Raw genomic sequence first — 25,635 nt, 5'->3', positions numbered from 1 at the left:
CCCCGCCGCTTCCACGCCGGGGAGCCTCACCACAACGGAGAACGCGCATGGACATGATTCGCTGGTTCCAGACACTAAGGATGACCGACGTGGAGGTCGTGGGCGGCAAGAACGCCTCCATCGGCGAGATGATCCAGGGCCTCGCCGGGGCTGGGGTACGGGTGCCCGGCGGCTTCGCCACGACCGCCGACGCCTTCCGCGCGTTCCTGACCCAGAACGGGATTGAGGAACGCATCAACACCCGCCTCGCGGCCCTCGACGTGAACGACGTGGTGGCCCTCGCGGACGCCGGGCGCGAGATTCGCGGCTGGGTGGAGGGCGGCGAACTGCCCGCCGAGTTGGAAACGGCCATTCGGGACGGCTACGCGCAGCTCGCCCAGGAGTCCGGGGGCGTGGACCCTGACGTGGCCGTGCGGTCGAGCGCGACGGCGGAAGACCTGCCCGAAGCCTCCTTCGCGGGGCAGCAGGAGACCTTCCTGAACGTGCGGGGCATCGACTCGGTGCTGCACCACGTCCGGCTCGTCTTCGCTTCCCTCTACAACGACCGGGCAATCTCTTACCGCGTTCACCACAACTTCGAGCACGCGGACGTGGCGCTCTCGGCAGGGGTGCAGCGGATGGTGCGGACCGACCTCGGCGTGTCGGGGGTGGCCTTTACCCTGGACACCGAGAGCGGCTACCGGGACGCGGTGCTGGTGACGGCGGCGTATGGGCTGGGCGAACTCGTCGTGCAGGGGGCCGTGAACCCCGACGAATACTTCGTGTACAAGCCCGCGCTGAAGGCTGGCAAGCGGGCGGTGCTGCGCCGCACCCTGGGCAGTAAGGCCCGCAAGATGATCTATGCCGAGGGCGGCGGCGTTGCGTCGGTGGACGTGCCCGAAGCCGAGCAGCGCCGCTTCTGCCTCAGCGACGACGACCTCACCGAACTCGCCCGCCAGTGCGTGACCATCGAGGAGCACTACGGGCGCCCGATGGACATCGAGTGGGGCAAGGACGGACGCGACGGGCTCATTTACATCCTCCAGGCCCGGCCCGAGACGGTGCAGAGCCGCGCCGGGCGCACGCTGGAACGCTTCGAGCTGCAAGGCAAAGGTGAGGTGCTGGTCGAAGGCCGCGCGGTGGGCAACCGCATTGGCGCGGGGACGGTGCGGGTGGTGCGCGATCCCGCCGAGATGGACCAGGTGCAGGACGGCGACGTGCTGGTCGCCGACATGACCGACCCCGACTGGGAACCGGTGATGAAGCGGGCGTCGGCCATCGTGACCAACCGGGGCGGGCGTACCTGCCACGCGGCGATCATCGCGCGTGAGCTGGGGATTCCGGCGGTCGTGGGCACCGGCAATGCCACCCGTGAACTCCGCAGCGGGCAGGCCGTGACAGTCAGTTGCGCGGAGGGCGACACCGGCTTCGTGTACGACGGAAAGCTCCCCTTCCGCGTCAACCGCGTTGAGCTGGACGCGATGCCGGAAGTTGGTATGAAGATCATGATGAACGTGGCCTCGCCCGACCGTGCCTTCTCCTTCGCGGCGCTGCCGAACGAGGGTGTGGGGCTGGCCCGCGTCGAGTTCGTGATCTCCAACGTGATCGGGATTCACCCCCGCGCCCTGCTGGACTACCCGAACGTGCCGGACGACGTGCGGGCGCAGATCGAGGAGAAGACCGCCGGGTACGCCTCGCCACGCGACTTCTTCCGCGAGAAGCTGGCCGAGGGCGTGGCGAGCATCGCGGCAGCCTTCGCGCCCAAGCCGGTGATCGTGCGCCTCTCGGACTTCAAGAGCAACGAGTACGCGCACCTGATCGGCGGCCCCGCCTACGAGCCGCAGGAAGAGAACCCGATGATCGGCTTCCGGGGCGCCTCCCGCTACCGCTCGCCCGACTTCGCCGCCGCCTTCGCGCTGGAGTGCGAGGCGATCCGCGAGGTGCGGGGCGGCATGGGCCTGACGAACGTGCAGGTCATGATTCCCTTCGTCCGCACGGTGGGCGAAGCGCAGGCCGTGATCGAGGTCTTGGAGCGCAATGGCCTGCGCCGGGGCGAGAATGGCCTGAAGGTCATCATGATGTGCGAGATTCCCTCCAACGCGATCCTGGCCGACCAGTTCCTCGAACACTTCGACGGCTTCTCCATCGGGTCGAACGACCTGACCCAGCTCACGCTGGCGCTCGACCGCGACTCCGGGCTGGTGGCCGACCTGTTCGACGAGCAGAACGAGGCGGTGCTCGTGCTGATGAGTCAGGCGATCTCGGCGGCGAAGCGGGCCGGGAAGTACATCGGCATCTGCGGGCAGGGACCGAGCGACCACCCCGCGCTCGCGCAGTGGTTGATGGATCAGGGCATCGACTCGGTGAGCCTGAATCCCGACTCGGTGCTGTCCACCTGGCTTTCGCTGGCGGGCGAGCCGGAGGCGGCGCGGGCCTGAACCCTCCAGCTTGAACGGGGGCGGGGACGGTCGGCGGGCCGTCCTCTTCCCTATCCAGGCTCCCCGAACAGCGTCGGTGGCGGCTCGGAGGGTGGCCCCAGCCCGGAGGCGGTGATGCCGACGAGCCGCACGCCCTTCTCGCCCATCAGCTCGGCGGTCACGAGGCGGGCGGCGGTGCGCGTGAGGGTCGCCTCGTCGCGCACCGGATGGGGCAGCGTCACCCGGCGGGTCACCACCGATCGGTCGTCGAGCTTGAGCTTCAGCACCACGACCCGCCCGGCGAGGCCCGCCCGCGTCAGCCGTTCCTCGACCGCTCGCGCGAGGGGCGGCAGGGCGGCGCGGACCGCCTCTACCCCGCGCAGGTCGTCCGCGTAGGTTTCCTCGGTGCCGACCGACACCGGGGCGCGGCCTGGCTCGACCGGGCGGTCGTCCTCGCCCCGCGCGATGCGGGCGAAGTGTTCCCCCACCCGACCAAACCACGCGGCAAGGTGGGCGGGCGGCGTGCGCCGCAGGTCGGCACCGGTGTGGATGCCGTGCGCGGCGAGTTTGGCGGCGGTCGCCGGGCCGATCCCGTGAAAGGCGGCGGTGGGCAGCGAGGCCAGCAGCGCGTTCGCCTGCGCGGGCAGCAGCACGGTCAGGCCGTCGGGCTTGTTCATCCCGCTCGCGAGCTTGGCGAGGAACTTGTTCACGCTGACGCCCGCCGTGGCGGTCAGGCCGGTCGCTGCGCGAATCTCCGCGCGGATGCCCTGCGCGATGCGGGTGGCACTCGGCCCACCCCGCAGCGGCGCGGTCACGTCGAGGTAGGCCTCGTCCAGCGAGAGCGGCTCGACGAGGGGGGTGTAGCCCCGGAACACCTCGCGGACCTGGGCGCTCACCTCGCGGTAGGCCTCGAACCTCGGCTCCACGACGACCAGCCCTGGACAGCGCTCCAGCGCCCGGTACAGCGGCATGGCGCTGCGGACGCCGAAGGGCCGCGCCTCGTAGCTCGCCGTCAGGACCACGCTGCGTTTGCTGCCCCAGGCCACCGCGACAGGCTGGCCGCGCAGCCGGGGATCGTCGCGCTGCTCCACGGACGCGTAGAAGGCGTCCATGTCCACGTGGATGATCTTGCGCGGCGGCTCTCCCACGCCGCCAAGTCTAGGCTCAGGGTTCGAGTTGCAGGTAGATCGCCTTGAGGTACTCGGCCTCCGGGAAGGAGGCGTGGTGGTCGGGCGCGTGACGGCTGGTCCGCAGCTCGCGCCAGCGGCGGCCACTGCGCCGGGCCGCGCCCCGCACCGCCTCCCAGAACTCCTCGGCGCTGACGTGCGCGGAGCACGACGCGCTGACCAGCACCCCGCCCGGTGCGAGGCGGCGCAGGCCATCGGCGGCGAGTTTGCCGTAAGCCCGAATCGCCCCCGCCCGCTCGGCCTCCCGCCGTGCCAGCGAGGGCGGGTCGAGGATAGTCAGGTCGAACTCGCGCCGGGTCTGCGAGAGCCACTCGAACACGTCGGCCTGCACCATCTCGTGCGCCGCGCCCAGACCGGGATTGAGGGCGAAGTTCCGCCCCGCACTCGCCAGCGCGTGGGCGCTGAGGTCAAGGCTGACGACCTCGCTCGCGCCGCCCCTGGCCGCGTACAGCGAGAAGCCCCCGGAGAACGAGAAGGCGTTGAGCACCCGCCGCCCCCGGCTCAGCGCCTCCACCCGGCGGCGGTTTTCGCGCTGGTCGAGGAAAAATCCGGTCTTCTGGCCCTTGACCACATCGGCCTCGAACTTCAGGCCCGTCTCGCGGAAGACCACCGGGCCGTCCGGGGCCGTGCCCACGACGGTCAGGCCGTCTCCCAGGCCGACCCCCTCCGCCAGCGCCTCAATGTTGCGGCTGAGGCGCAGCACCACCCGGAAGCCGGGGAAGCGGTCTTCCAGCAGGCCCAGCAGCAACGGCAGGTGGGGGAACCAGGCTGCCGTGTACAGCTTGAGCACCAGCGTGTCCGCGTAGCGGTCGATCACCGCACCGGGAAAGCCGTCCGACTCGCCGTTCACCACCCGGTAGCCGTCGGTGTCGGGGCCGAAGAGGGCCGCGCGGCGGTGCAGGGCGGCGTCGAGCCGGGCAGCCCACCACGCCTCGTCCACGGTGACGGGCAGCCCCGTGTGCAGCACCCGCAGGCGCAGGGGCGAGTGCGGATCGTACAGACCGATGGCGAGAAAGCGGTCGCGGCGGTCATAAATCACCGCGAGTTCCCCGGCTTCGCCCTCGCGATTTTGCTCGCGCACGCTGCCCTCGTAGAGCCAGGGGTGCCCGGCACGCAGGTGCGCTTCGACGGGAGCCGAGACACGCAGGCGGAGGCGGGAGCGCGGGGGGACTGGGGGCTGCGACATCGGGGGGCAGGGTAGCGCAGGGGGGGTGATGGGAATGGGGATTTCACCTTCCGCGCAAATGCGCCACATGAGAGCGGACTTTTCCCTAGGCTCGGGAGGTGAAGACCAAATTCTGCCTGCCTCTCCTCGGTTCTGCCCTGCTGCTCGCCTCCTGCGGCGGGGGAACTCCGCAGCCCGCCGTGGACCGCACGGCACCCACCGTCAGCCTCAGTGGTGCCCAGAGCGGCACGACCGTCAACCTCACGGCCAGCGCCAGCGACAACGTGGGCGTCACGCGGGTGGAGTTCTACCGGGGCGAGACCCTGATCGCCACCGACACCACCCTGCCGTACACCGCCAGCTTCGCCGTCACGAGCAGTGACAACGGCCAGCTCAATGTGAGTGCGCGGGCCTACGACGCGGCGGGCAACCAGGGCCAGGCCGGAGCCCAGGTCACTGTGAACGTCGCCCGTACGCCCACCCTGTACCAGGGCGTCTGGGGCTGGGCTGCGGCGGACCTCAGCACCGGGCAGATCATCCAGCAGGGGGCCATGGTTCTGTTCAACGAGGCCCAGAACGAGGGCCGCAAGGTGGCGGCTGGAGCCTATACCAACCAGGCTCAGACCCAGATGGGCCTCAGCCTGCTCGGACCCATCACCGCAGTGGGCGAACTGGAAACCTTCTTTTCCTACGACCTGACAGAAAATGTTCGCCCTTACCTCGCGGCGAGTGACGACGATGGGCGCCTGGAGGACTACGAGGGCGATCCCGCCTTCTTCGGCACGGGTGCCCTCTTCGACCGGGCGACCCAGCAGCCCAACCGGGCGGTCTATGTCGCCCTGCTGCAAGTCACCAGCGAAGTCCCCGAGGACCTGACAGCGCAGGCGGCCGCCAAGGCTGATGCCCGCGCCCTGGCCGCTCAGGCGGTTCAGCGCCAGTTCCGCAGCGGGGCGAGCCTCCAGGCTCAGGCCGCGAAGGTGTCGGGCATCCGGCAGGAAGCCCTGAACCTCCTCGAACGCCGCTAAAGTTCAGCGAAGAGGGCGACTCCGTGCTTGGAGTCGCCCTCTTTCCATGCCTCAGCCTCAGTCGGCGGCCTGCTCGCCTTCCGCTTCGGCCGGGAACACCTCGATCACGCTCGCCGCGCCCATGCCGCCGCCGATGCACATGGTGATCAGCGCCTTGCCGCCGCCACGCCGCCGCAGCTCGTAGATGGCGGTCGTGGTAAGCTTGGCGCCCGAGCAGCCCAGCGGGTGCCCCAGCGCAATCGCGCCACCGTTGACGTTCATCTTGTCCTGGGGCAGCCCTAGCTCACGGGCGACCGCGAGGCTCTGGGCGGCGAAGGCCTCGTTGAGCTCGATCAGGTCGATGTCGTCCAGGGTCAGGCCGGTCTGCGCGAGCACCTTGGGAATGGCCTTGACGGGGCCGATGCCCATCAGCTCGGGTTCGACGCCCGCCACCGCGAAGCCGAGGAACTTCGCCAGGGGCTTCACGCCGAGTTCCTGCGCCTTCTCGCCGCTCATGACGAGCACGGCGGCGGCGCCGTCCGAGAAGGGGCTGGAGTTGGCGGCGCTCACCGAGCCGGTCGCCTTGAACGCGGGGCGCACCTTCGCCATGTCCGCGAGGTTGGCGTCGCGGCGAATCAGCTCGTCTTTGTCGAAGAGGATGGTCTCGGACTTGACCTTCGTGCCCTTGACCTTGTCCACGCGGACGGGCACGGGCACGATCTCCTCGTCAAACTTGCCGGAGTCCTGCGCGGCGGCGGCCTTCTGGTGGCTCGCCAGGGCGAACTGGTCCTGATCCTCGCGGCTCACGCCGTACTTGGCGGCCACGTTCTCGGCGGTCAGGCCCATGCCGATGTAGGCGCCGGGGCGCTCGTCCACGAGGTCGGGGTTGGGGCTGGGATTGTGCCCGGTCATGGGCACCATGCTCATGCTCTCCACGCCCCCGGCGAGCATCACGTCCGCCTGCCCGGTCTGGATGGCGGCGGCGGCCATCGCGATGGTCTGGAGGCCGCTGGAGCAGAAGCGGTTGATGGTCACCCCGCCGACCGTGTCGGGCATTCCGGCCCGCAGGGCAGCCATGCGGGCCACATTGAGGCCCTGTTCGGCTTCGGGAATCGCGCAGCCGAGATACACGTCCTCCACGACCGAGGCGTCCACGCCCGCCCGCTTGACGGCTTCGTTGAGCACGAGGGCGGCGAGGTCGTCGGGGCGGGTGTTGGCGAGGGTGCCTTTGACGCCGCGGCCCACGGGGGTCCGGACGGCGGAAACGATGACAGCGTCACGCATGGAAGTCTCCTTGGGAAAGCTGGGAGGAAGGGGAACCGGGCAGCACCCGGTGAATGAACTGTTCTAGGGCGTGGTCGTAGCCCTCCGGATCGAGGTTCCAGACCCGGATATGCCGCGCTCCGGCCACCCGGTGGTACTCCACGAGATCGGGGCGAGCGGCCGCGAGGGCGTCGGCCTGCTCCACCGGAATGGTACGGTCGCCCGTGCCGTGCCACAGGAGGATGGGCACGTTGAAGCGCCCGGCGGCAGCGAGCTGGTCGACGGTGTCGAGGTTCTGGCCGCTGCGCCACGCGAGCAGGCGCTCGACCCCCCGCGCGACCTGCCGGGCCAGAAAGGGAGGCAGGCCCGCCCGACCGGCCTGCGCCCGCAGCACGCCGCGCCACTCCAGCGCGGGGCAGTCGAGCATCACCCCGGTCACGGGCAGCGGGAACGGCTCGTGCCGGGGCCGCAGCACGCTCAGGGCGATGTTGCCGCCCATCGAGAAGCCGTACAGGACGGCCCGGCGGTACCCGGCCTCCCGCGCCCACGCCAGCGCGGCGAGCACGTCCTCGGCCTCCTCGTCGCCCAGGGTGTGGTAGCCCCGGCCCACGCGGGGGGCGCCGAAAGCGTTGCGGAAGGTGACGAAGAGGGCACCCGTCCCGGTGCGCCGCAGTGCGGGGAGCATCCGCAGGGCTTGCGAGCGCTGGCCGCCGTGCCCGTGAATCACGATGACGATCCCGTCGCGCTCGCCCCCGGTGGGGGGGATGTGCCACGCGGGCATGTCGCCCACCGGGGTGGGAACGGCCGTGTCCTCGTAGGCCACGCCGAGTTGAGCGGGCGTGCCGTTGTACACGAAGGAGGACACCCAGGCGAGGGCGCCCTGGGGACGCAAGCCGCGCTCCCCACGAATCTCGCGCCGCACCAGGGTGCCCATCACCCGGCCCGGCCCCAGCAGGGCGTGGCCCCCACCGGGCCGCAGCGGGACCACCCCGACCACCCCACGGGCCAGCGTCTCGGGCAGCGCGGGCAGCCACAGGGCGTCGCCCTGCCGCCGCACGGGCACAAAGGCGCCCTTGACCCGCCGGGTCTTGGACCGCAGCGCGACCTCGGACCCCACGACCGCACCCGCCGCCAGCAGTCCGGCATAGGCCAGGGCGGCCCAGCCCAGCAGACGCTGGGGAGGCACGGCCCTCAGGCGGGTCAGGGGGCGCGGGGTCACGGTCGGTCAGTTCCTCAGCGGCTTGCCGGTCTTGAGCATGTGCTCGATGCGCTGCTGGGTGCCCTTCTTGCCCAGCAGGGTCAAGAACGCTTCGCGCTCGAGGTCGAGGAGGTGCTGTTCGGACACCTTCGCATTGCGGTTGTTGCCGGTGCCGCCGGAAAGGACGCGGGCAAGCTGGGTGCCCACTTCGGCGTCGTAGGGGGTGGCGTACCCACCTTCGGTCATGCCGTAGAGGGCCAGCTTGACAGCGGCGATCGCGGCGTCGCCCATCACCGGGATGTCCTGCCGGGGCGTAGGCTGCACGTAGCCGGGGGCCAGGGACAGCACCATCCGCTTGGCTTCCTCGATGACGTGGTTCTTGTTCATCACCACGGTGTCGTGGTCGCGCAGGAAGCCGAGCTTGCGGGCCTCCAGGGCCGAGGTGCTGACCTTGGCCGTGCCGATGAGTTCAAAGGCCCGCTGCACGGCGGGCAGCAGCGGCTGGTTCGGCTGAAGCTGGTCGGTGAAGCGCAGCAGCATTTCCTTGGTGCCGCCGCCGCCGGGGATCAGGCCCACGCCCACCTCCACCAGCCCCATGTACGTCTCGGCACTCGCGACGATGTGGTCGGCGTGGATGGAGAACTCGCAGCCGCCGCCCAGCGCCAGCCCGAAGGGGGCCGCGACGGTGGGGTGCGGGCTGAAGCGCATGGAGGTCGTCACCTGCTGGAACTGCTTGATCGCGTCGTCCAGCTCGTCCCACTCCTCGGCCTGCGCCTGCGAGAGGATCAGCGGCAGGTTCGCCCCGGCGGAGAAGTTCTCGCCCTGGTTGCCCACCACCAATCCCGCGTAGCCCAGCTCCCCCACCAGCTTGTGCGCGTCCTGCACGGCGCGGAGCTGGTCCTCGCCCAGCGCGTTCATCTTGGCGTGCCACTCGACCAGCAGCACGCCGTCGCCCAGGTCCACGATGCTCGCGCCGGGGCGCTTCTTGACGACCTTGGTGGCGTCCTTTTTCAGGTCGGTCAGGATGAAGTAGGGGGCCTGGTACGGCGTCGCCTCGCCCGTCGGCGTGACGGTCGTGTCGCCCTCATAGAAGCGCTCGCGGCCGGAGTCCTTCATCTCCTGGAGGAGAGGCGGCAGCGTGCGGCCCTCGGCTTCCAGGTTCTGAATCACCGTCTGCACCCCAATGGTGTCCATCGTCTCGAAGGGGCCTTCCTCCCAGCCGAAGCCCCACTTCAGCGCGTTGTCGATGTCCTGAAGGCGGTTGGACACATTCCCGGCCATCTTCGCCGCGTACCAGAAGCCGTCGTTCATCACCCCGCGCAGGAAGTCGCCTTCCTTGCCTTCGGCGCCGTACAGCGCCTTCACGCGGGCGGCGAGGGGCTGGCTCTTGACCGCCTCGACGGCGGGCACCTTGACCTTGCCCCGGTCCTCGTACTCCAGCGAGTCGAGGTTCAGCGAGAGAATCTTGGTCTTGCCCTTCTCGTCCTTGGTCTTCTTGTAGAAGCCGCTGCCGGTCTTGTCGCCCAGGAACTTCTTCTCCTCGACGAGCTTGCGGAAGGTGTCGGTGAGGGTGAAGTCCTCGTCGGCGGGCGTGGCTTTCCCGAGGTCGTTCGCGACGTGGTAGATGATGTCCAGGCCCGAGAGGTCGGCGGTGCGGAAGGTCGCACTCTTGGCGCGGCCCAGCGCGGGGCCGGTGAGCTGGTCCACCTCGTCGGGGGTCAGGCCAGTGCGCTCCATATGCTGCATCGCGCGGACGATGCCGTACACGCCGATGCGGTTGGCGACAAAGCCCGGCACGTCGTTGGCAACGACAATGCCCTTGCCCAGCACCCCTTCCCCGAACTCGCTGAAGGCCTCCAGCACGGCCGGATCGGTCTTGGGCGTGGGAATGATTTCGAGCAGGTGCAGGTAGCGCGGCGGGTTGAAGAAGTGCGCCCCCACAAAGCGGCGCTGGAAGTCCTCCGAGCGGCCCTCGATCTGGAGGTGCATGGGGATGCCGGAAGAGTTGCTGGAGATGATCGCCGTCTTCTTGGCAACGCCCTCCACCCGTGCCCACAGGTCGCGCTTGGCGTCGAGCTTCTCGATGATCGCTTCGAGAATCCAGTCGGCGTCCTTAAGCTTTTTCAGGTCGTCTTCGAGATTCCCCGGCGTGATCAGCGCGGCGCGGTCCGGGTCCATGAAGGCGGCGGGGCGGGCTTTCAGGGCACGCTGAATGCCCTGCTTGGCGAGGAAGTTGCGGTCGGGGTTGTCGGGCAGCACGATGTCGAGCAGCGTGACGGGAATCCCCGCGTTGGCGAGCTGCGCGGCGATGGCGGCGCCCATCACGCCCGCGCCGATCACGGCGGCCTTCTGGATGCGGTAAGGCTGTGTCTTCATGCGACCTCCTGCGGTGAGCAGCTTCAAATATTGAACTCGGTCCAAAGGTTAGGGTCAGCCGGGGCGTTTGTCCACCGACCATGACACAGAACGCCGGGGCCTGGGCGGCTGCCGTCCAATCCGTTCCCGAACCGGGAAGACGCCGATTTGGTCACTCCCTTCCCGGCAACCGTCTTTTTCCTTCCCGCTTCGCTCGGGTGGAACGGTTGAACGAACTGTTCCACCGGAACGCCTCTCAACGGGCCGCCAGCCACGCCCGCGCCGCCGCTTCCAACGCAGCGAAGGAGGCAAACCCCAGGGCGCGGGCCGCCCGGTCCCGATCCCCGTCCTGCGCGAAGGCCTGCGCGAGCCGCCAGGGAGCGTCCCCGCCCGGCCGCGTGGCCAGAAACTCCACCGCGCCGAGGCCCTGACGGTAGGCATGGTCCCAGCGGTCCTCGGGTACGGCGGGAAAGTCAGCCAGATCAGCGAGGGGCACCCACCCGGCGCGGGCGTAGGCATTGGCACGGGCCTGCCACGCCCCCCAGCTCGCTTCGGAGGTGAAGCTGCGGGCGGCGAAGTTCGCCAGCCCCTCGTGCAGCCACCAGGGAATGCGCTTGTCGCCCCCCGGCCCCGCCGCCAGCCCCACGGCGAGGTGGGTGAACTCATGGGTCAGCACCCGCAGCGCGGACGCCTCGGCCTGGGCCGGGGGGCCGCCCGGCAGCACCAGCTTGATCGCCTCGCCGGGTTCGTTCCAGCCGGAAACGGGTTGCAGCGACGGGTACACGGTGGCGCTGAGGCGCTCGGCGTCGGGATAGACCTTGACCACGGCGTCCCCCGGCACCGTCAGCCCCAGCACCCGTTGCACCTCGCGGGCAGCACGGGGCAGCAGGGGAGCGAGGACGGCGGCCTTTTCCGCCAAGCCTGGCACATTCAGGGCGAGGAGGCTGCCCGTCTCAGTCTTCACCGGGGTGAACGCCTCGCCCGCGTAGCGCCAGACCTCCCCCACCCGCACGAGGCGCACGGGCAGACTGACCCGCCGCACCTCTCCCGGCGTCCGGGTCCACACGAGATCAAGGGTGGCCGTCGCCCCCGTGCCCTCCACCCGCACGTCCCGGAACGCATAGGTCACGTCGCGGGGAGGCCGCCGGGCGAGGTCGGCGGCGAAGTTGGCCCCCTCCACCGTGAAGGTGCCGCCGGGGGCGAGCAGGGCGCGGTAGGCGGGGGCATTCCCGGCACGGGCAGCAGCCTGAAGTGCCCCCGCCAATTCCTGCGGCGTGCGCTGGGCCAGGGCGGGCGAACACAGCATCAGCCCCGCAAGGAGGGCGGCGCGAAGGGTCATGGCTCAGGGTAACGGGCCTACGCGCCCGGCAGGAACTCTTTCACCACGAACACGACAACGAGTCCCCCCAGCGCCGCCAGCGCCGCGAGGCTGAGGCGGCGGTCCCGCCCCCACGCGGTCACGGCCACCCACACGGCCGCCAGCACGGGCACCAACCCCACCCAGCCCACCGCGAGGGGCGCCAGGCGTGGAAAGAGCACGCCCAGCGCGAGCAGACCGACCGCCACCCAGAAGCCGAGGGGATAGAGCCAGTCGGGCAGGCCCGCGAGTTCGGTGTCAGGCCGGGGGGGCGTCATTCCCACTCCGGGTACTGCTCGGGGGCGGTGCCCACACTCTCCAGCACGCGCGGGAGCCGCACGCGGGGCGGGGCCTCTTGCAGGCCCTGGTAGGTCACGTCGAAGGTCCAGTCGTCGCCGTAGTCGAAGAGGAAGGTCCACTTCTCCTGACGCCCGAAGGGTTCGGTGACGGGCACGCCCCGCACACCGTGCTCCTCGCGCCCGCCGCTGAGGGAGAGGTCCAATCCGGCCAGCCCTGGCAGGCCGCCCTGTCCCAGCATCGTCCGGGCCGGGGCCAGGGTCGCCAGCACCTGCTCCATTCCGTCCGGCTGCGCCAGCATGGCCCGCATCTCGGGGGGCATGAGGACCTCGAAGGAGCCGTCCTCCTCCCCCTCCTCCAGCGCGAGGGCCTCGGCGGCGAAGGCCGCGAGCCGCTCGCGCACCGCCCCCCGCAGGCGCTCGGGCACGCGGGGCAGCACCTCCTCCTCCAGACGGCGGGTCAGGAAGGCGGCGGCCTCACGCAGCAGGGCCGACTGGCTCACGCCGTCCAGCGCCAGCGTCAGCGCGAGATCGGCCTCGTCGGCCAGCTCGTCGGGCAGGTCACCGGGGCCGTCCGGGGCGGCGGGAGCGAGGGGCGACCCCCCGCGTTCCAAGTCCCGGAACAGCTCGTAGGCCACCTGTGAGCGGTAGGGATTCTTGCCGTCGAAAAAGCCGTAGGCGTGGTCCAGATCGAAGCCAAAGGCCGACACGATGGCCGCCGCCAACGCGTCCAGGTCCGCGTCCTCCGGCACCCCCAGCACCCGGAAGGGGTATCGGCGCTCGCCCTCCACCTTGACCCGGCTGACCACCTTGAAGACGTGCATCTGCCGCCCGCGCCCCTGCTTTCTCGTCATGGCCTCCTCCTCTAGCCCCAGTACTTCCACAGCAGTTGCCCCGCCGTGAAGATCAAGAGCACGCTGAAAAACAGCTTGAGTTGCGCCGCCGGAATCCGGCTTTGCAGCCCCGCCCCCGCCCGCGCCCCGATCAAGACGCCCAGGGCGACCCCGGCGGCCAGCCGCAGGTCCAGCAGCCCCCCCGCGTGGTACACCAGCGCGTTCCCCACGGCGGTCAGGCCCATGATGAAGGTGGAGGTGGCGATCGCCTGCCGGATGGGCACTCCCGCGAGCAGGTTCAGCACCGGCACCTGCACCGTGCCGCCGCCGATGCCCAGCAGCCCGCTCATCACGCCCGCAAAGGTCATCGCGGGGGGCACGAGGCGGCTGGGGGGCCGCTCGACCTCCACCCGCTTCAGGCCCCGCAACAGGTTGTAGGCCGAGTACAGCAGGAGGAGGGCGAACACCGTCGCCACCGCGCGGGCGGGCAGCACCAGCCCCAGGAAGGAACCGACCGCCCCGCCCAGGATGGTAAAGGGCGAGAGCAGGTACCCCGTCCGCGCCCGCACCAGCCCCTGCTGGAGGTAGCTCGCCGCCCCGCTGAGGCCCACCGCCAGCACCCCGATCTGTGATACGGCCACCGCCTGCGCGATGGTGATGTCGCGCCCGAAGAGGGGCAGCACGAATTCCAGCGCGGGCACGACGACCACGCCGCCGCCCAGGCCCAGGATCGCGCCCAGCACCCCGGCGAGCAGGCCGACGGCGATCACGGCGAGGGTCATGTTGGGATCACGGGAAGGAGGCTAACACGGCTCTCACCGCACGTAGGAGGCCCCGTTGAGGTCCAGCGTCGCCCCCGTCATGTGGCGGGCCAGCCCGGAGGCGAGAAAGGCGACCGTGTGCGCGACCTCCTCGGGCGGGACCACGTCGCCCATCGGAATGTCGCGGGCGAGGTCGGCGGCGTGCTCGCGCAGGTACTCTTCCGCCATGTCGGTGCGGACCCAGCCCGGCGCGACCGCGTAGGCCAGGATGCCCTCGCGGGCGTACCCCCGCGCGATGGAGCGGGTCAGGGCGATCACGCCACCCTTGGACGCCGCGTAGTGCATCGCGTCCGGGTTGTCGCCCCGGAAGGCCGCGCGGCTCGCCACGTTGATGATGGTCCCGCCGCCCCGCGTGCGGAAGTGCAGGACGGCCTCCCGGCACAGGTCGGCCACCGCCACGAGGTTGACCTGAAGGGTCTGCGCCCACGTCCCCGCCCAGGCATCCTCCGGGTCATCCACGGTGACGGTAGGAGCGATGCCCGCATTGTTCACGAGCACGTCCACCCGTCCGCGCCACGCGAGCGCCTCGCGGAAGAGGGCGGTCCCGGCCCCCGGCTGGGCAAGGTCGGCGCCCAGTGCAATAGCCCGGCCCTCCCCCGCCTCGGCCACCAGCGAGCGGGCCTCGGCCTCCCCGCGCCCGTAATGCACGATCACGTCGGCGCCCGCCGCCGCCAGCGTCCGCACCGTCGCCGCGCCGATGCCGCGCGAGCCGCCGGTCACCAGCACCACCTTGCCTGTCAGGTCGAGCATGGGGGCATTAGACCGCCTGGCGAGGATGTGGGGCGAGCGGCTGCCCCGCGTGAAGCAACTCTCTAGCCCCGCCGGACGACAAGGCCGGGGGTCTTCTGCGACGCTGGGAACTGTTCGCAGGGCCTGACCCTGAAGGAGGCAGACACATGGATGCACAGCAAGTGGCGAGGGGACTGGGCTGGTTCAGCCTGGGGCTGGGCGTCGCCGAGCTCCTCATGCCGGGCCAGATCAGCCGTCTGGTGGGCGTGCGCGACGGCGAGCAGAACGGACTGGTGCGCTCCTACGGGGTGCGTGAAGTGGTGGCCGGGGTCGGGTTGCTGACCCACCCGGCCGCCGCCGCCACCTGGGTGTGGGGCCGGGCCGTCGGGGACGTGATCGACATCGCCACGGTGGGCCACGCGGGGCCGAACGACCCGCACGGGCGCAAGCGCATGGCGAACAGCCTGCTGATGCTCTCGGGCGTGCTGGTGGTGGACGTGCTGACCGCGCGGGCACTGAGCATGAATCCGCCCACCCTGGCTGAAAAGGTCAAGGGCCACCTCACCGGAAAGGGAGGACGCTAGATGACCCGCAAAGACCACGAGCAACGGCCCCAGAGCGGCCGGAATTCCAGCCCGGCCGAGCGCGTGCTGTTCGGCGGCATCGGGGCCGGGCTGATCGCCCTGAGCCTGGGCCAGCGCGGACAGGTGGGCACCCTGCTCGCCACCGGGGGAGCCCTGCTCGTCGCGGGCGCGGCGATGGGCCAGGGCCTCGGCGAGACGGTCACGGGCGTGCGCCGCACCGAGGACGACCAGATCAAGGTGGAAAAGGCCATCACGATCGGCATGGGCGCGGACGAACTGTACGCCTTCTGGCGCAACTTCGAGAACCTGCCGCGCTTCATGGACCACCTCGAGTCGGTGAAGGTTCAGGACGGCGAGGGCCAGCGCTCGCACTGGGTTGCCAAGGCCCCGGTGGGCACCAGCGTGGAGTGGGACGCCGAGATCACTGCCGACGAGCCGGGGCGCCGCATCGCGTGGCGCTCGCTGGAGGGGGCGAACGTACCCAACGAGGGCGAGGTCGAGTTCCGCCCCGCGCCCGGTGACCGGGGCACCGAGATTCACGTCTCGCTGACCTACCGCCCGCCGGGGGGCACCCTGGGGGCGACCGTGGCCCGGCTGCTGGGCGAGGACCCCAACGTGCAGATCGAGCATGACCTGCGGCGGCTCAAACGGCTGCTGGAGGTCGGGCACATTCCCACCACCGAGGGCCAGTCCAGTGGCCGCAAGGGTGCGATGAAGGCGGAGGCCAGGATGTACGACAACCGGAGGACCTCGTGAAGGCCGTCGTGTGGCAGGGCGTCAACCGCGTCAGCGTGGAGACGGTGCCCGATCCCCAAATTCTGCAGCCCACCGACGCCATCGTGCGCGTGACCAAGACCGCGATCTGCGGCTCGGACCTGCATCTGCTCGACGGGTATGTCCCCAGCATGGTCCACGGCGACATCGTGGGCCACGAGTTCATGGGCGAGGTCGTGGAGGTCGGCTCCGAGGTCCGCAAGGTCAAGGTGGGCGACCGGGTGATCGTGCCCTTCCCCATCGCCTGCGGCAAGTGCTGGTACTGCCAGAAGGGCCTGACCTCGCTGTGCGACAACTCCAACCCCAATCCGGGGCTGGCCGAGAAGTTCTGGGGCTACTCGCCCGCCGGGTTGTACGGCTACTCGCACATTACCGGCGGGTACGCGGGCGGGCAGGCCCAGTTTGCCCGCACCGTCTACGCCGACGCCAACCTGTTCAAGGTGCCCGACGGCCTGACCGACGAGCAGGTGCTGTTCCTCACCGACATCTTCCCGACCGGCTTCATGGGCGCCGAGCACTGCCAGATCGAGCCGGGCGACGTGGTGGCCGTCTTTGGGGCGGGTCCGGTGGGCCTCTTCGGCATTGCCAGCGCCTTCCTGCTGGGGGCCGAGCGCGTGATCGCCATCGACCGCTTCCCCGAGCGGCTGGAGATGGCCCGGACCTACGGCGCGGAGACGATCAACTACGAGGAGGAAAACGTCTTCGAACTCCTCAAGGAGATGACCGGCGGGCGCGGCCCCGACAGCGTGATGGACGCGGTGGGCTTGGAGGCGCAGGCCCACGGCATGCTGGGCGTGGCCGACGCGGTCAAGCAGACCACCCGCGTGCTGGAGAGTGACCGCCCCCACGCGCTGCGGGCCGCGATCATGGCCTGCCGCAAGGGGGGCACCGTCAGCGTGCCCGGCGTGTACGGCGGCCTCGCCGACAAGATTCCGGTGGGGGCCTTTATGAACAAGGGCCTGACCATGAAGACCGGGCAGACCCACGTGCACCGCTACCTCGACCGGCTGACCGGCTATATCCAGCGCGGCGAGATCGACCCCACCCGGATCATCACCCACCGCCTGAGCCTGGAGGAGGCGCCGCACGCCTACGAGATCTTCAAGCACAAGCACGACGGCTGCATCAAGTGCGTCCTCGACCCCTGGGCTGACCCAGGGGACCACGAGCCGACGCCCGCGCCGCAGCCGCAGGGCTGAGGAAAGGGCAAGCACGGCGGGCCGGAGGACTTTCCCCCTCCGGCCCGCTGCTGTGGAAGGAGAGCCGTCAGTCCTGCTCCACCACCCAGAGCCGCTCCACTCCCGTCACTTTCCCACCCTCCAGCCACACCAGCGCCGCCCGTGCGCCGACGCCCCACAGCACAGCGGCTTGCCCGAAGTGCAGGCCCCACTCCGCCGCCTGCCTCAGCCGCGCTCCGTGAACCAGCAGTGCGGCCTCGGCCCAGTCCCCCTCGCCGTTGACGGCGGGCGCTGGGGCGAATCCACTGCCCTGCACGAGCGCGAGGAGGTCAACCTGTGCCCGCTCGTTCACTGCGTCGGACGCCCGCTCCCCACCCGGATTCCAGGCGGTGACGATGGCCCACGTTCCGTGAGGCCAGCGCGGCGGGGCACCGGGCGTGGGCGAGAGGTGCCCCCTTTCCCCGGCCGGACCGTAGCCCGCACCCAGGAAGGCGGCCCGCAGGTCCTCCCTCAAGGGCGCAGCATGGCGGCTTCGGCGTTGAGGACCGCAGCTCCCCGGAAGCGCAGAGCCAGCCGCACCCGCTGGCCGGGCCGAAACTCCCCGGCGAGGACCACCCGGTAGGGCGTGCCCTCGCCCAGCAGCAGGGTGCCGGGCACCGGGATACTCTCCACCGTCTCGCAGCGCGGGGTGCAGCGCAGCAGCCGGGCACGGCCCGCGCCGCTCCACACGCCTGTCAGTTCGTCGCCCCCGGCCACCGTGACCCGCCCCTGCAAGACCGCACCCCCGAACGCGGGCCGCAGGCCCAGGTCGGCGGTGGGCAGCCGGGCAGCCAGCGCCATTCCCAGCCCGGCCAGCAGGAGGAGGACCGCGCCGCGCCCCAGCCTCACGCTTCCTCCTCCTCGGCCACGTCCGGCTCGTCGGGGGCGTCCACGGCCATCTTGGTCAGCTCGCGCAGGACGCTGGTGGCGAAACTGCCCCTGGGCAGCGTGAAGGCCACCGTGTAGCCGTCCTGCTCAGGCTGCACCTCGGCCCCCTCCGGAAAGACGCGGGTGAGACGGCGGTCGCCCCGCCGGGAGGCGAACACCTCCGGGGTCAGGCCGAAGGCGGCGAGGGCTTCGGCCTCCAGCGCCCCCGCGTCCAGCGAGAGGGGCTTGACCTTGCGCCCGAACAGGGTGCCCGTGGCGCTCACCTCGCCCCGCTCGGCGCGGGGGGACTCGGCCGCCGCGTCCTCGACCAGAAAGACGCCGCCGGTGTCGTGCTTTTTCGCCATGTCCCCGGCGATCAGGCGGTCAAAGAGACCACGCTCCAGCCGCAGGCTCAGAAAGCGGTTGAACAGCAGGCTCTGCACGCTGGTCGTCAGGAAGCGCCGCACGCGGGGATCGCGCACCCGCGACTCGCCGCGCAGGACGCGCAGGCCTTCCTCGGCATTCAGCCCGTGCAGTCCGAAGCGCTGCGGGCCGAAATAGTTGGGCACGCCCCCCGCCGTGAGCAGCGCGAGGGTCGCCGCCGCCGTCTCCGCCGTGCCCTCCGCCCCGCGCACCCGCACTACGAAGCGGTTGCCGCGCAGGTGCCCCAGCCCCAGCTTGTTGCCGTGGCGGGTCACCTCCAGCACCCGCACGCCGTCCAAGGCGAATCCCTCCAGCCGGGGCTCGTACTTGGCGGGCAGGCTGATCCACTGGGTCGTGACGGCGTGGCGGTCCTTGAGCCCGGCGACGCCCACGTCGCGGTCGCGCACGCCGAGTTGGGTGGTCAGTTCGCGCAGGACGTGGGCCGTGGTGTGCCCGGTCTTTTCCAGCCGCAGGTACAGGTGTTCGCCCTCGCCGGAGAGCCCATAGGCGGGGAGTTCCTCCACCCGGAAGTCCCCCGGCACCGTCCGCAATCGGCCTCCGGTTCCAGGCGTCTCCGTCCGCGTGGCGAGCGCCGTCCAATCAAACACCAGACTCACGATTCTTCCACCCTACGCCCTGCGGCGGGCCTGGGGGGTGAGAGGGCGCTGGGGGGCATGGGAGGGAAGGCCGCTCAGCAACCTTCAGCGGTTGGGAGGCTGGGCACAAAAAGGCTCCTCTCCACAGGGGAGAGGGCCTCGCGCCGCGAGGGGGTGAGGGGTCTTTCCACCAACCCCCTCAATTCAGCACCCGTTCGCCCCCGCCCGGCGGCGTCCAGTCGGCCCGGAAGAGCTGCGACGGCCCCGGCCCCAGCTCCCGCACGTACCACACCCGCACGCCGCGCTCCCAGCCGCGCAGGGGCAGGACGGCGTGCCCACCGCTGGGGAGCACGTTGAGCGGAGCGCCGCCCTCGTCGCGCACCCGCAGCCAGGCGTTCGTGCCGCTGGGGGACCACCCCGCCAGCCACAGCGGGCCGTCCGAGACGTTGGTGAGGCGGGCACCGCGCCCCGTCAGCGCGAGGCTGAGGTGGGGCCACTCGGGGAGCTGGGTGGGGCCGAAGCGCACCTCCAGCCCCGGCAGGCGACGTGCCGGGGGGAGGGGGCGGAACAGGGCGCGGGCGATCAGGCCCCCGGCCCCGGCCAGCAGCAGCCCCAGCGCGGCGGCCAGCGGCACGGCCACGTCCGCCACCCGCCCACCCCCCTGCGCGGCGAGCAGGGCCAGCAGCGCGAGGCCCAGCAGCACGCCCACCAGCGGCCACGATCCGCCGGGCCGGGTGCGGGTGGGCCGGAAGGCGCCCGGCCAGAACTCGGCCAGCAGCAAGGCTGCCGCCCCCAGTCCGAAGAGGGCTGGGACTTCCAGCAGCGGCGCGAGCAGCAGCGAGACCCACCCCGGCACCGCCCACCACGCCACGCGCGGTTCGTAGCGGTGCCGAGCCTCCCGCCCCATCCGCCACAGCCAGTAGCCCGCGATCAGGGCGAGGGCTAAGGCGTAGAGGGGCGTCACGTACGCGGCGAAGGTCACGCCTCCCCCTCCCCCACCGGACCCGGTTGCCCGTGCCGCCGCACCTCGAAGACGAGGTGGCCGAGTTCATCCCGCAAGAGGCCCTCCCAGGCGGTCTGCACCGCGCCCCGGCTACCTGGCAGGGCGAACAGCAGCGTCTCCCCCGCCAGGCCGCCCACCGCCCGCGAGAGCATGGCGGCGGCGCCCACGTCGCGGTAGCTCAGCATCCGGAACAGCTCCCCGAAGCCGGGCAGCGGTTTGGTAAGCAGCGACTCCACAACGGGGACCGTCACGTCCCGCCCGGTGATCCCGGTGCCCCCGCTCGTGAGCACCACGTCGGCCCCTGCCATCAGCTCGGCCAGGGCCGCGCGGATCGCTCCTTCCTCATCGCGGACGATGCGGGAGGCGGTGACCTCGTGGCCCGCCGCCTCCAGCTCGGCCCGCAGGTAGGCGCCGCTGGTGTCGGTCGCCCCCGTGCGGGTGTCACTGATGGTGAGGACGGCGGCCCGCACCCGCCGGGGCGCGGCGGCGCGGTGTCCGGCGGGGGCAGAGGGCGGGTAGGCAGGGTCGGCCATGACGCCCGCACCATACGCCGGAGGATGACCCGGCGGGCGGGGGCAGGCTCACGGTCCGGGGGGGGTATCGGGGCGTCCACAGAACGCAGCGCCGCCCGCATCAGGGGTGCTCACGCCCTTCGGCCCGAAAAGGTTCGGCCACCTTCCGGGGCACCGCCCTATACTGGCCCGCGATGAAGCCCATCGGCCCCTACGTGGCCGCCCGTGACCTCGGCGGCGACCCCACGGCGGCGGTGCGGACGCTGCGCGCGACCGACCGCCTGACCGGGATGCCGGTGCTGCTGCACGTGCTGCCCCACGCGGCCCCGCTGCCCGAACTGCCCGACTCGCCCGCCCTGCTGCGCCCCTCCGAGGGCGGCATGGACGGTGACACGGCCTATATCGTCACCGAACTGCCGCCGCACGCGCACCCGGCCCGCGACCCTCTCCTCGCCGCGCGGGGCGGGCTGGAAGGCCTCGCGGCGCTGCACGCGGCGGGCCTGACCCACGGGGGCGTGAGCGCCGCGCAACTGTGGAGCGTGGACGGGCAGGTCGCGCTGGCGGGGGCCGCGCTGCCCTGGGGCGGCGACCCCACGCCGGAGGAGGACGTGCGGGCGCTGCTGGGGGCGCTGGAAACGTTGGGCGAACTTCCGCCTTCCCTACGTGATCAGCCTGAAGGCGCGACCGCCCAGGCCCTCATCGCCCGGCTGGACGCGCCCCAGGAGGCGCCACCGCTGCGGGCAACCTCGCCAGCCGAGGCCGAGGCGGAACCGACGCCGGACCCCGACCCCGCGCCCGCCGACGGGCCGGACGCCCCCTCATCCATCGTCCTGACGGCGGCTCCGACCGAGGTGGCCCCGGAGCCTTCCCCCAAGAGCACTCCCGAGCCGTCCAGGGTCGCGCCCTCCCCACCTCCCCCCACCTCCCGGCGGCGACTGGGGGAAGATGTCCGCATCACCTGGAACCCGGACGGGACCCGGCGGGTGATCAAGCCGGGGCAGGAGGCCAAGGAGGCCACGACCGCCCCCCGACGCGAGACCCGGCGCCCCGCGTGGCTGTGGCCCCTGCTGGCGCTGCTCGCGGTGCTGGCGCTGGCGGCGGCGGTGTGGGCGTGGCGGTCGGGGGCGGGGCGGACGCGACGACCGCCACCCGGACGGCGGCCTCGGCCCCTGCCTGCTGCACCCTCACCTTTGCCGTGCAGGGCGAGGCGCCCGGCCCGGTCCGCCTGGGCGTGGTGCGGGCGCCTGCCGGAGCGAACCTGAAGGCAGGCACCGAGGTGGGCACCGCCCCCGGCGAGGTCACCCTGCCCACGCCCGGCGAGTATGTCCTGCGGGTGGCGGCCGAGGGGTACGCCCCCGCCGAGGTCACCGTGACGGCCCCCAGCGCGGTGCCGGTGACCATCGACCTCGCGCCGTAGGGCGAACCCGCCTTACCCCACGCAACCGGCGTGGCTGGACACTGCTTCCCCGCCTCAGCGGGCGCTGTGCCACAATCACGCCCGTGAGCCTCGTCATTCTGGACTTCGGCAGCCAGTTCACCCGCCTCATCGCGCGGCGTTTCCGCGAGTTGGGGGCGTACAGCGTGATCCTGCCGGGCACCGCAAGCCTGGAGCGCATCGCGCAGGAGAACCCCCAGGGGATTGTGCTGTCGGGCGGCCCCAGCAGCGTCTACGACGCCGGAGCGCCGCGCCCCGCGCCCGGCGTGCTGGAGCTGGACGTGCCGGTGCTGGGCGTGTGCTACGGGATGCAGTTTCTCGCGCACGAGGCGGGCGGCGAGGTCGCGCGGGCGGGCAAGCACGAGTACGGCAAGGCCGACCTGACCCGCTACGGTGGGCAACTCTTCGCCGGAATTCAGGGCGAGTTCGTCGCCTGGATGAGCCACGCCGACTCGGTGACCCAGCTGCCCGAAGGCTACGAGGTCGTGGCCGAAACCGCCGACACCCCTGTCGCCGCCATCGAGAACCCGCTGACCCGGCGCTACGGGGTGCAGTTCCACCCGGAGGTCGTCCACACGCCCAAGGGCGGGCAACTCCTCGCCAACTTCCTGGACATCTGCGGGGTCGCCCGCGACTGGAACGCCGAGCACATCATCGACGACCTGATTGAAGGCGTGCGGACTCAGGTCGGCGAGGACGGCCGGGTACTGCTCGCCATCAGCGGTGGGGTGGATTCCTCCACGCTGGGGCTGCTGTTGGCCCGCGCCATCGGCGAGCGGCTGACTGCCGTCTTTATCGACCACGGCCTGCTGCGGCTTGGGGAGCGGGAGCAGGTGGAAGCCGCGCTGAAACCGCTGGGCGTCAACCTCGTGACCGTGGACGCCCGCGCCGAGTTCATGGGCGCTCTGGCGGGCGTCTCTGACCCCGAGGAGAAGCGCAAGATCATCGGCCGCGAGTTCATCCGGGCCTTTGAGCGCGAGGCCCGCGAGTACGGCCCCTTCGATTTCCTCGCGCAGGGCACCCTCTACCCCGACGTGATCGAGTCGGCGGGGGGCGGGCACGGCGACAAGTCGGGCGCGGCGAACATCAAGAGCCATCACAACGTGGGCGGCCTGCCCGACGACCTCGCCTTCAGGCTGGTCGAGCCGTTCCGCACCCTGTTCAAGGACGAGGTGCGCGAGATCGCCCGGCTGCTGGGCCTCCCCGACCACATCCGGATGCGCCACCCCTTCCCCGGCCCCGGCCTCGCCATCCGCTGCCTGGGGGCGATCAGCGAGGAAAAGCTGGACATCCTGCGGCGGGTGGACGACATCTTCATTTCGGGGCTGCGCGAGTTCGGGTTGTATGACGGATGTTCGCAGGCCCTCGCCGTGCTGACCCCCATCCAGTCGGTCGGCGTGATGGGCGACGGGCGCACCTACTCCTACACGGCGGCGCTGCGGGCCGTGACCACCGACGACTTCATGACGGCCGAATGGGCGCGGCTGCCCTACGACTTCCTGGCGACCATGAGCAACCGCATCGTGAATCAGGTGCACGAGGTCAACCGGGTGGTGTACGACATCACCGGGAAGCCGCCCGCGACGATCGAGTGGGAATGAGCGGCAAAGGTCACCTCAGGGCATAAGAAAGCCCCCCGCCCATCACAGGCGGGGGGTCTTCTCTTGGCTTCTAAGTTCAGCGCCCGGCGGGCACGAACTCGCGGTCGGCGAAGTCCTCGCGGCGGGCCTCGCCCCGGTCACGGGTGCCCTGACCGTCGCGGCTCCAGCGGCCCTGACCGCCCCGGCCACCACCCTGGTAGCCGCCGCCGTCGCGGTCGCGCGAGCCGTAGCCCCCGCGTCCGCCGCCCTGGCCCTGGTAGCCGCCACGTCCGCCACGGTAACCGCCTTCATCACGGTCGCGGTAGCCCCGGCCGCCGCCGTAGCCGCCACCCTGACGGCCCTCGCGGGCAGGCGCCTCGAACAGCTCGGGCAGTTCCTGGGCCACCTCGACCTGCACCTCGCCTTCCAGCGGATTGGCAGCGAGCAGCTTCTCGACGAACTCGCTGGGCACGTCCGCCACGGTGCCGCCGCGCCACTGCCGGACCTTGCCCAGGCGGCGGGTGTCCACGTCGCTGTTGCGGGCCAGCAGCGCGACCGTGCGCGGCACGCTGAGGCGCTCGCCGTGCAGCACGACCGTGGTCAGGCCTTCTTCCCCGCTCAGCAGGCTGGCCGCCTTGACGGGCTCGGTCACGCCGCTGATCTTGGCGAGGGCACGGGCCAGGGCTTCCAGGCCCAGTTCGCTGAACAGGCGCTCGGCTTCGGCCTGGAAGGTCGAGGCGACCGCCCCGTCCACCCGGCGCACCATCTCGGCGCTGGAGCGGGCGCTGGCTTCCTGCACTTCCTTGGGGGTGGGCAGGGCGCGTTCCTTGAACTGCACGCCCGTGCGGTACTCGAGGTTCCGCATCTCGCGGCCGTCGCGGTCGCCGTACATCACGATGGCGGTGCCGGTGCGCCCGGCGCGGCCCGTGCGGCCCGAGCGGTGCACGTAGCTCTCGGGGTCCTGCGGGAGGTGGTACTGCACCACGAGGTCCACTTCGGGGATGTCGAGGCCACGGGCGGCCACGTCGGTCGCCACGAGCACGCCCACGCGCCCGGAGCGGAAGGCCCCCAGCGCCCGCTCGCGCTGCGTCTGGGCGAGGTCGCCGTGCAACGCTTCACTCTCGATGCCGCGGTGAATCAGCTCGTTCGCCAGCTCGTCGGCCTCGCGCTTGGTGCGGGTGAAGACGATGGCCTTTTCGGGGTTGTAGACGGTCAGCAGGTCGGCCAGCACGCGGGTGCGGGTGCGGCCCACCTTCACCTTCAGGTGCTCGACGGTCTGCGCGGCCTGGCTCTTGCCCTCGCCCACCATGTCCACGGTGACGGGCTCCTTGAGGTAGTTGCGGGCCAGGCGCTTGATGTCGGCGGTCAGCGTGGCGCTGAACAGCATCGTCTGCCGCTCGGCGGGCGTCTTCTGGAGGATGGTCTCGATGGCGTCCGCGAAGCCCACGCTGAGCATCTCGTCGGCCTCGTCGAGCACCGCGTACTGCACGGCGCTCAGGTCGAGGTTGCCGCGCTCGAGATGGTCGATGATGCGGCCGGGCGTCCCCACGACCACGTCCACGCCCCGGCGCAGGGCGTTTTCCTGCGGGCTGTAGGCAGCCCCGCCGTACACGGTGACGGTGGTGAGGTGCGCCCCGCTCTTGGAGAACTCCTCCGCGACCTGCTTGGCGAGTTCGCGGGTGGGGGCCAGCACGATCGCGCGGGGCAGGCGGCCCCGCTCGCGGCTGGGTTCGAGGTTCTGAACGATGGGCAGCGCGAAGGCGAGCGTCTTGCCCGTCCCGGTGCGGGCGCGGCCGATCAGGTCCTTCCCGGCGAGGGTCTGGGGCAGGCTTTCCGCCTGAATGGGGCTGGCTTCGGTGATGCCGCGCTCGGCAAGACGCGCCGCGAGTTCGGGCGCGATCAGTTGATCAAAGTTCATTTGTAGTCCTTTCGGGAGATTTCCCCTAAGAACTCCAAACGCCTTCAACCCTGAAAGCTCGTCCTTTGAGTGAGGGGCACTCTCCAGCCGCCGGGGATGTCCCGGTCGGCGCACGAAGAGAA

The 25,635-nt window shown here is 71.2% G+C and carries 24 protein-coding genes; 8 read left to right on the top strand and 16 right to left on the bottom strand.

Going from position 1 to position 25,635, the window contains the following annotated elements:
- The first annotated feature begins 47 nt into the window (after nucleotides 1-47).
- Nucleotides 48-2,417, top strand: a complete 2,370-nt coding sequence (gene ppsA / locus C3K08_RS03360; RefSeq protein WP_104990033.1) for a phosphoenolpyruvate synthase — start codon at nucleotides 48-50, stop codon at nucleotides 2,415-2,417.
- 50 nt (nucleotides 2,418-2,467) lie between these two features.
- On the opposite strand, the gene dinB is transcribed toward ppsA, so the two are convergent.
- Nucleotides 2,468-3,544: a DNA polymerase IV gene (gene dinB / locus C3K08_RS03355; protein WP_104990032.1), complete on the bottom strand. Its 1,077-nt coding sequence runs from the start codon at nucleotides 3,542-3,544 to the stop codon at nucleotides 2,468-2,470.
- A 16-nt stretch (nucleotides 3,545-3,560) separates the two neighbouring features.
- Nucleotides 3,561-4,769 (bottom strand): 23S rRNA (cytosine(2499)-C(5))-methyltransferase, encoded by a 1,209-nt coding sequence (locus C3K08_RS03350; RefSeq protein WP_104990031.1) that lies wholly within the window; start codon nucleotides 4,767-4,769, stop codon nucleotides 3,561-3,563.
- A gap of 98 nt (nucleotides 4,770-4,867) precedes the next feature.
- Between C3K08_RS03350 and C3K08_RS03345 the strand changes: the two genes are divergently transcribed.
- Nucleotides 4,868-5,773, top strand: a complete 906-nt coding sequence (locus C3K08_RS03345) for an Ig-like domain-containing protein (RefSeq protein ID WP_104990030.1) — start codon at nucleotides 4,868-4,870, stop codon at nucleotides 5,771-5,773.
- Nucleotides 5,774-5,830: 57 nt separating this feature from the next.
- On the opposite strand, the gene C3K08_RS03340 is transcribed toward C3K08_RS03345, so the two are convergent.
- The 8 genes from C3K08_RS03340 to C3K08_RS03305 all read right to left on the bottom strand — a co-directional run bounded on the left by C3K08_RS03340 (nucleotide 5,831) and on the right by C3K08_RS03305 (nucleotide 14,625).
- Nucleotides 5,831-7,036: a thiolase family protein gene (locus C3K08_RS03340; protein ID WP_104990029.1), complete on the bottom strand. Its 1,206-nt coding sequence runs from the start codon at nucleotides 7,034-7,036 to the stop codon at nucleotides 5,831-5,833.
- Nucleotides 7,029-8,234: a S9 family peptidase gene (locus C3K08_RS03335; protein ID WP_104990028.1), complete on the bottom strand. Its 1,206-nt coding sequence runs from the start codon at nucleotides 8,232-8,234 to the stop codon at nucleotides 7,029-7,031. The genes C3K08_RS03340 and C3K08_RS03335 overlap by 8 nt, the downstream gene beginning before the upstream one ends.
- 6 nt (nucleotides 8,235-8,240) lie before the next feature.
- Nucleotides 8,241-10,589 (bottom strand): 3-hydroxyacyl-CoA dehydrogenase/enoyl-CoA hydratase family protein, encoded by a 2,349-nt coding sequence (locus tag C3K08_RS03330; RefSeq protein ID WP_104990027.1) that lies wholly within the window; start codon nucleotides 10,587-10,589, stop codon nucleotides 8,241-8,243.
- A 235-nt stretch (nucleotides 10,590-10,824) separates the two neighbouring features.
- Nucleotides 10,825-11,907: a hypothetical protein gene (locus tag C3K08_RS03325; RefSeq protein WP_104990026.1), complete on the bottom strand. Its 1,083-nt coding sequence runs from the start codon at nucleotides 11,905-11,907 to the stop codon at nucleotides 10,825-10,827.
- 17 nt (nucleotides 11,908-11,924) lie between these two features.
- A complete protein-coding gene (locus C3K08_RS03320) occupies nucleotides 11,925-12,203 on the bottom strand; it encodes a hypothetical protein (RefSeq protein ID WP_104990025.1) in 279 nt (92 codons plus the stop codon).
- Complete coding sequence (locus C3K08_RS03315) at nucleotides 12,200-13,075, bottom strand: hypothetical protein (RefSeq protein WP_104990024.1); 876 nt, start codon at nucleotides 13,073-13,075, stop codon at nucleotides 12,200-12,202. The genes C3K08_RS03320 and C3K08_RS03315 overlap by 4 nt, the downstream gene beginning before the upstream one ends.
- An 11-nt stretch (nucleotides 13,076-13,086) precedes the next feature.
- Nucleotides 13,087-13,836, bottom strand: coding sequence for a sulfite exporter TauE/SafE family protein (locus tag C3K08_RS03310; RefSeq protein WP_104990023.1), 750 nt, complete (start codon nucleotides 13,834-13,836; stop codon nucleotides 13,087-13,089).
- Between the two features lie 33 nt (nucleotides 13,837-13,869).
- The gene (locus C3K08_RS03305) at nucleotides 13,870-14,625 is read right to left on the bottom strand and encodes an SDR family NAD(P)-dependent oxidoreductase (protein WP_104990022.1); all 756 of its coding nucleotides are present in this window, start codon (nucleotides 14,623-14,625) and stop codon (nucleotides 13,870-13,872) included.
- Between the two features lie 146 nt (nucleotides 14,626-14,771).
- Here C3K08_RS03305 and C3K08_RS03300 point away from each other — a divergent pair, with 146 nt between their 5' ends.
- Genes C3K08_RS03300 through C3K08_RS03290 form a run of 3 tightly spaced genes read left to right on the top strand, consistent with a single transcriptional unit; the run spans nucleotide 14,772 to nucleotide 17,161 of the window.
- The gene (locus C3K08_RS03300; RefSeq protein WP_104990021.1) at nucleotides 14,772-15,188 is read left to right on the top strand and encodes a hypothetical protein; all 417 of its coding nucleotides are present in this window, start codon (nucleotides 14,772-14,774) and stop codon (nucleotides 15,186-15,188) included.
- Entirely contained in the window at nucleotides 15,189-15,944 is a 756-nt protein-coding gene (locus tag C3K08_RS03295; RefSeq protein WP_104990020.1) for an SRPBCC family protein, read from the top strand.
- Complete coding sequence (locus C3K08_RS03290; protein ID WP_104990019.1) at nucleotides 15,941-17,161, top strand: zinc-dependent alcohol dehydrogenase; 1,221 nt, start codon at nucleotides 15,941-15,943, stop codon at nucleotides 17,159-17,161. Before C3K08_RS03295 ends, C3K08_RS03290 begins: the two co-directional genes overlap by 4 nt.
- Before the next feature lie 67 nt (nucleotides 17,162-17,228).
- Here C3K08_RS03290 and C3K08_RS03285 read toward each other — a convergent pair whose 3' ends face one another.
- From C3K08_RS03285 to C3K08_RS03265, 5 genes are all read right to left on the bottom strand, one after another.
- Nucleotides 17,229-17,654, bottom strand: a complete 426-nt coding sequence (locus C3K08_RS03285) for a DUF3293 domain-containing protein (protein WP_104990018.1) — start codon at nucleotides 17,652-17,654, stop codon at nucleotides 17,229-17,231.
- On the bottom strand, nucleotides 17,651-18,028 hold the full coding sequence (locus C3K08_RS03280; RefSeq protein WP_234009144.1) for a hypothetical protein: 378 nt from the start codon (nucleotides 18,026-18,028) through the stop codon (nucleotides 17,651-17,653). Before C3K08_RS03280 ends, C3K08_RS03285 begins: the two co-directional genes overlap by 4 nt.
- Nucleotides 18,025-19,086 (bottom strand): tRNA pseudouridine(13) synthase TruD, encoded by a 1,062-nt coding sequence (truD, locus tag C3K08_RS03275; RefSeq protein WP_104990017.1) that lies wholly within the window; start codon nucleotides 19,084-19,086, stop codon nucleotides 18,025-18,027. The genes C3K08_RS03280 and truD overlap by 4 nt, the downstream gene beginning before the upstream one ends.
- Nucleotides 19,087-19,264: 178 nt before the next feature.
- Nucleotides 19,265-20,047 (bottom strand): hypothetical protein, encoded by a 783-nt coding sequence (locus tag C3K08_RS03270; protein WP_104990016.1) that lies wholly within the window; start codon nucleotides 20,045-20,047, stop codon nucleotides 19,265-19,267.
- Nucleotides 20,044-20,601 carry a molybdenum cofactor biosynthesis protein B gene (locus C3K08_RS03265; protein WP_104990015.1) on the bottom strand — a complete coding sequence of 186 codons (558 nt, stop codon included), beginning with the start codon at nucleotides 20,599-20,601 and terminating at the stop codon, nucleotides 20,044-20,046. The genes C3K08_RS03270 and C3K08_RS03265 overlap by 4 nt, the downstream gene beginning before the upstream one ends.
- 173 nt (nucleotides 20,602-20,774) lie before the next feature.
- Between C3K08_RS03265 and C3K08_RS03260 the strand changes: the two genes are divergently transcribed.
- From C3K08_RS03260 to guaA, 3 genes are all read left to right on the top strand, one after another.
- Nucleotides 20,775-21,842: a hypothetical protein gene (locus tag C3K08_RS03260; RefSeq protein WP_104990014.1), complete on the top strand. Its 1,068-nt coding sequence runs from the start codon at nucleotides 20,775-20,777 to the stop codon at nucleotides 21,840-21,842.
- Complete coding sequence (locus tag C3K08_RS03255) at nucleotides 21,815-21,997, top strand: PEGA domain-containing protein (protein WP_158679838.1); 183 nt, start codon at nucleotides 21,815-21,817, stop codon at nucleotides 21,995-21,997. Before C3K08_RS03260 ends, C3K08_RS03255 begins: the two co-directional genes overlap by 28 nt.
- A gap of 83 nt (nucleotides 21,998-22,080) precedes the next feature.
- Nucleotides 22,081-23,616 carry a glutamine-hydrolyzing GMP synthase gene (gene guaA, locus C3K08_RS03250; protein ID WP_104990012.1) on the top strand — a complete coding sequence of 512 codons (1,536 nt, stop codon included), beginning with the start codon at nucleotides 22,081-22,083 and terminating at the stop codon, nucleotides 23,614-23,616.
- Nucleotides 23,617-23,692: 76 nt separating this feature from the next.
- On the opposite strand, the gene C3K08_RS03245 is transcribed toward guaA, so the two are convergent.
- On the bottom strand, nucleotides 23,693-25,513 hold the full coding sequence (locus C3K08_RS03245) for a DEAD/DEAH box helicase (protein WP_104990011.1): 1,821 nt from the start codon (nucleotides 25,511-25,513) through the stop codon (nucleotides 23,693-23,695).
- Between the last annotated feature and the right edge of the window lie 122 nt (nucleotides 25,514-25,635).

It is taken from the genome of Deinococcus sp. NW-56 (assembly GCF_002953415.1).
Classification (GTDB): domain Bacteria; phylum Deinococcota; class Deinococci; order Deinococcales; family Deinococcaceae; genus Deinococcus.
Note: the sequence above shows the minus strand (reverse complement) of the source record. Positions and strands in the feature narration are given on the sequence as shown.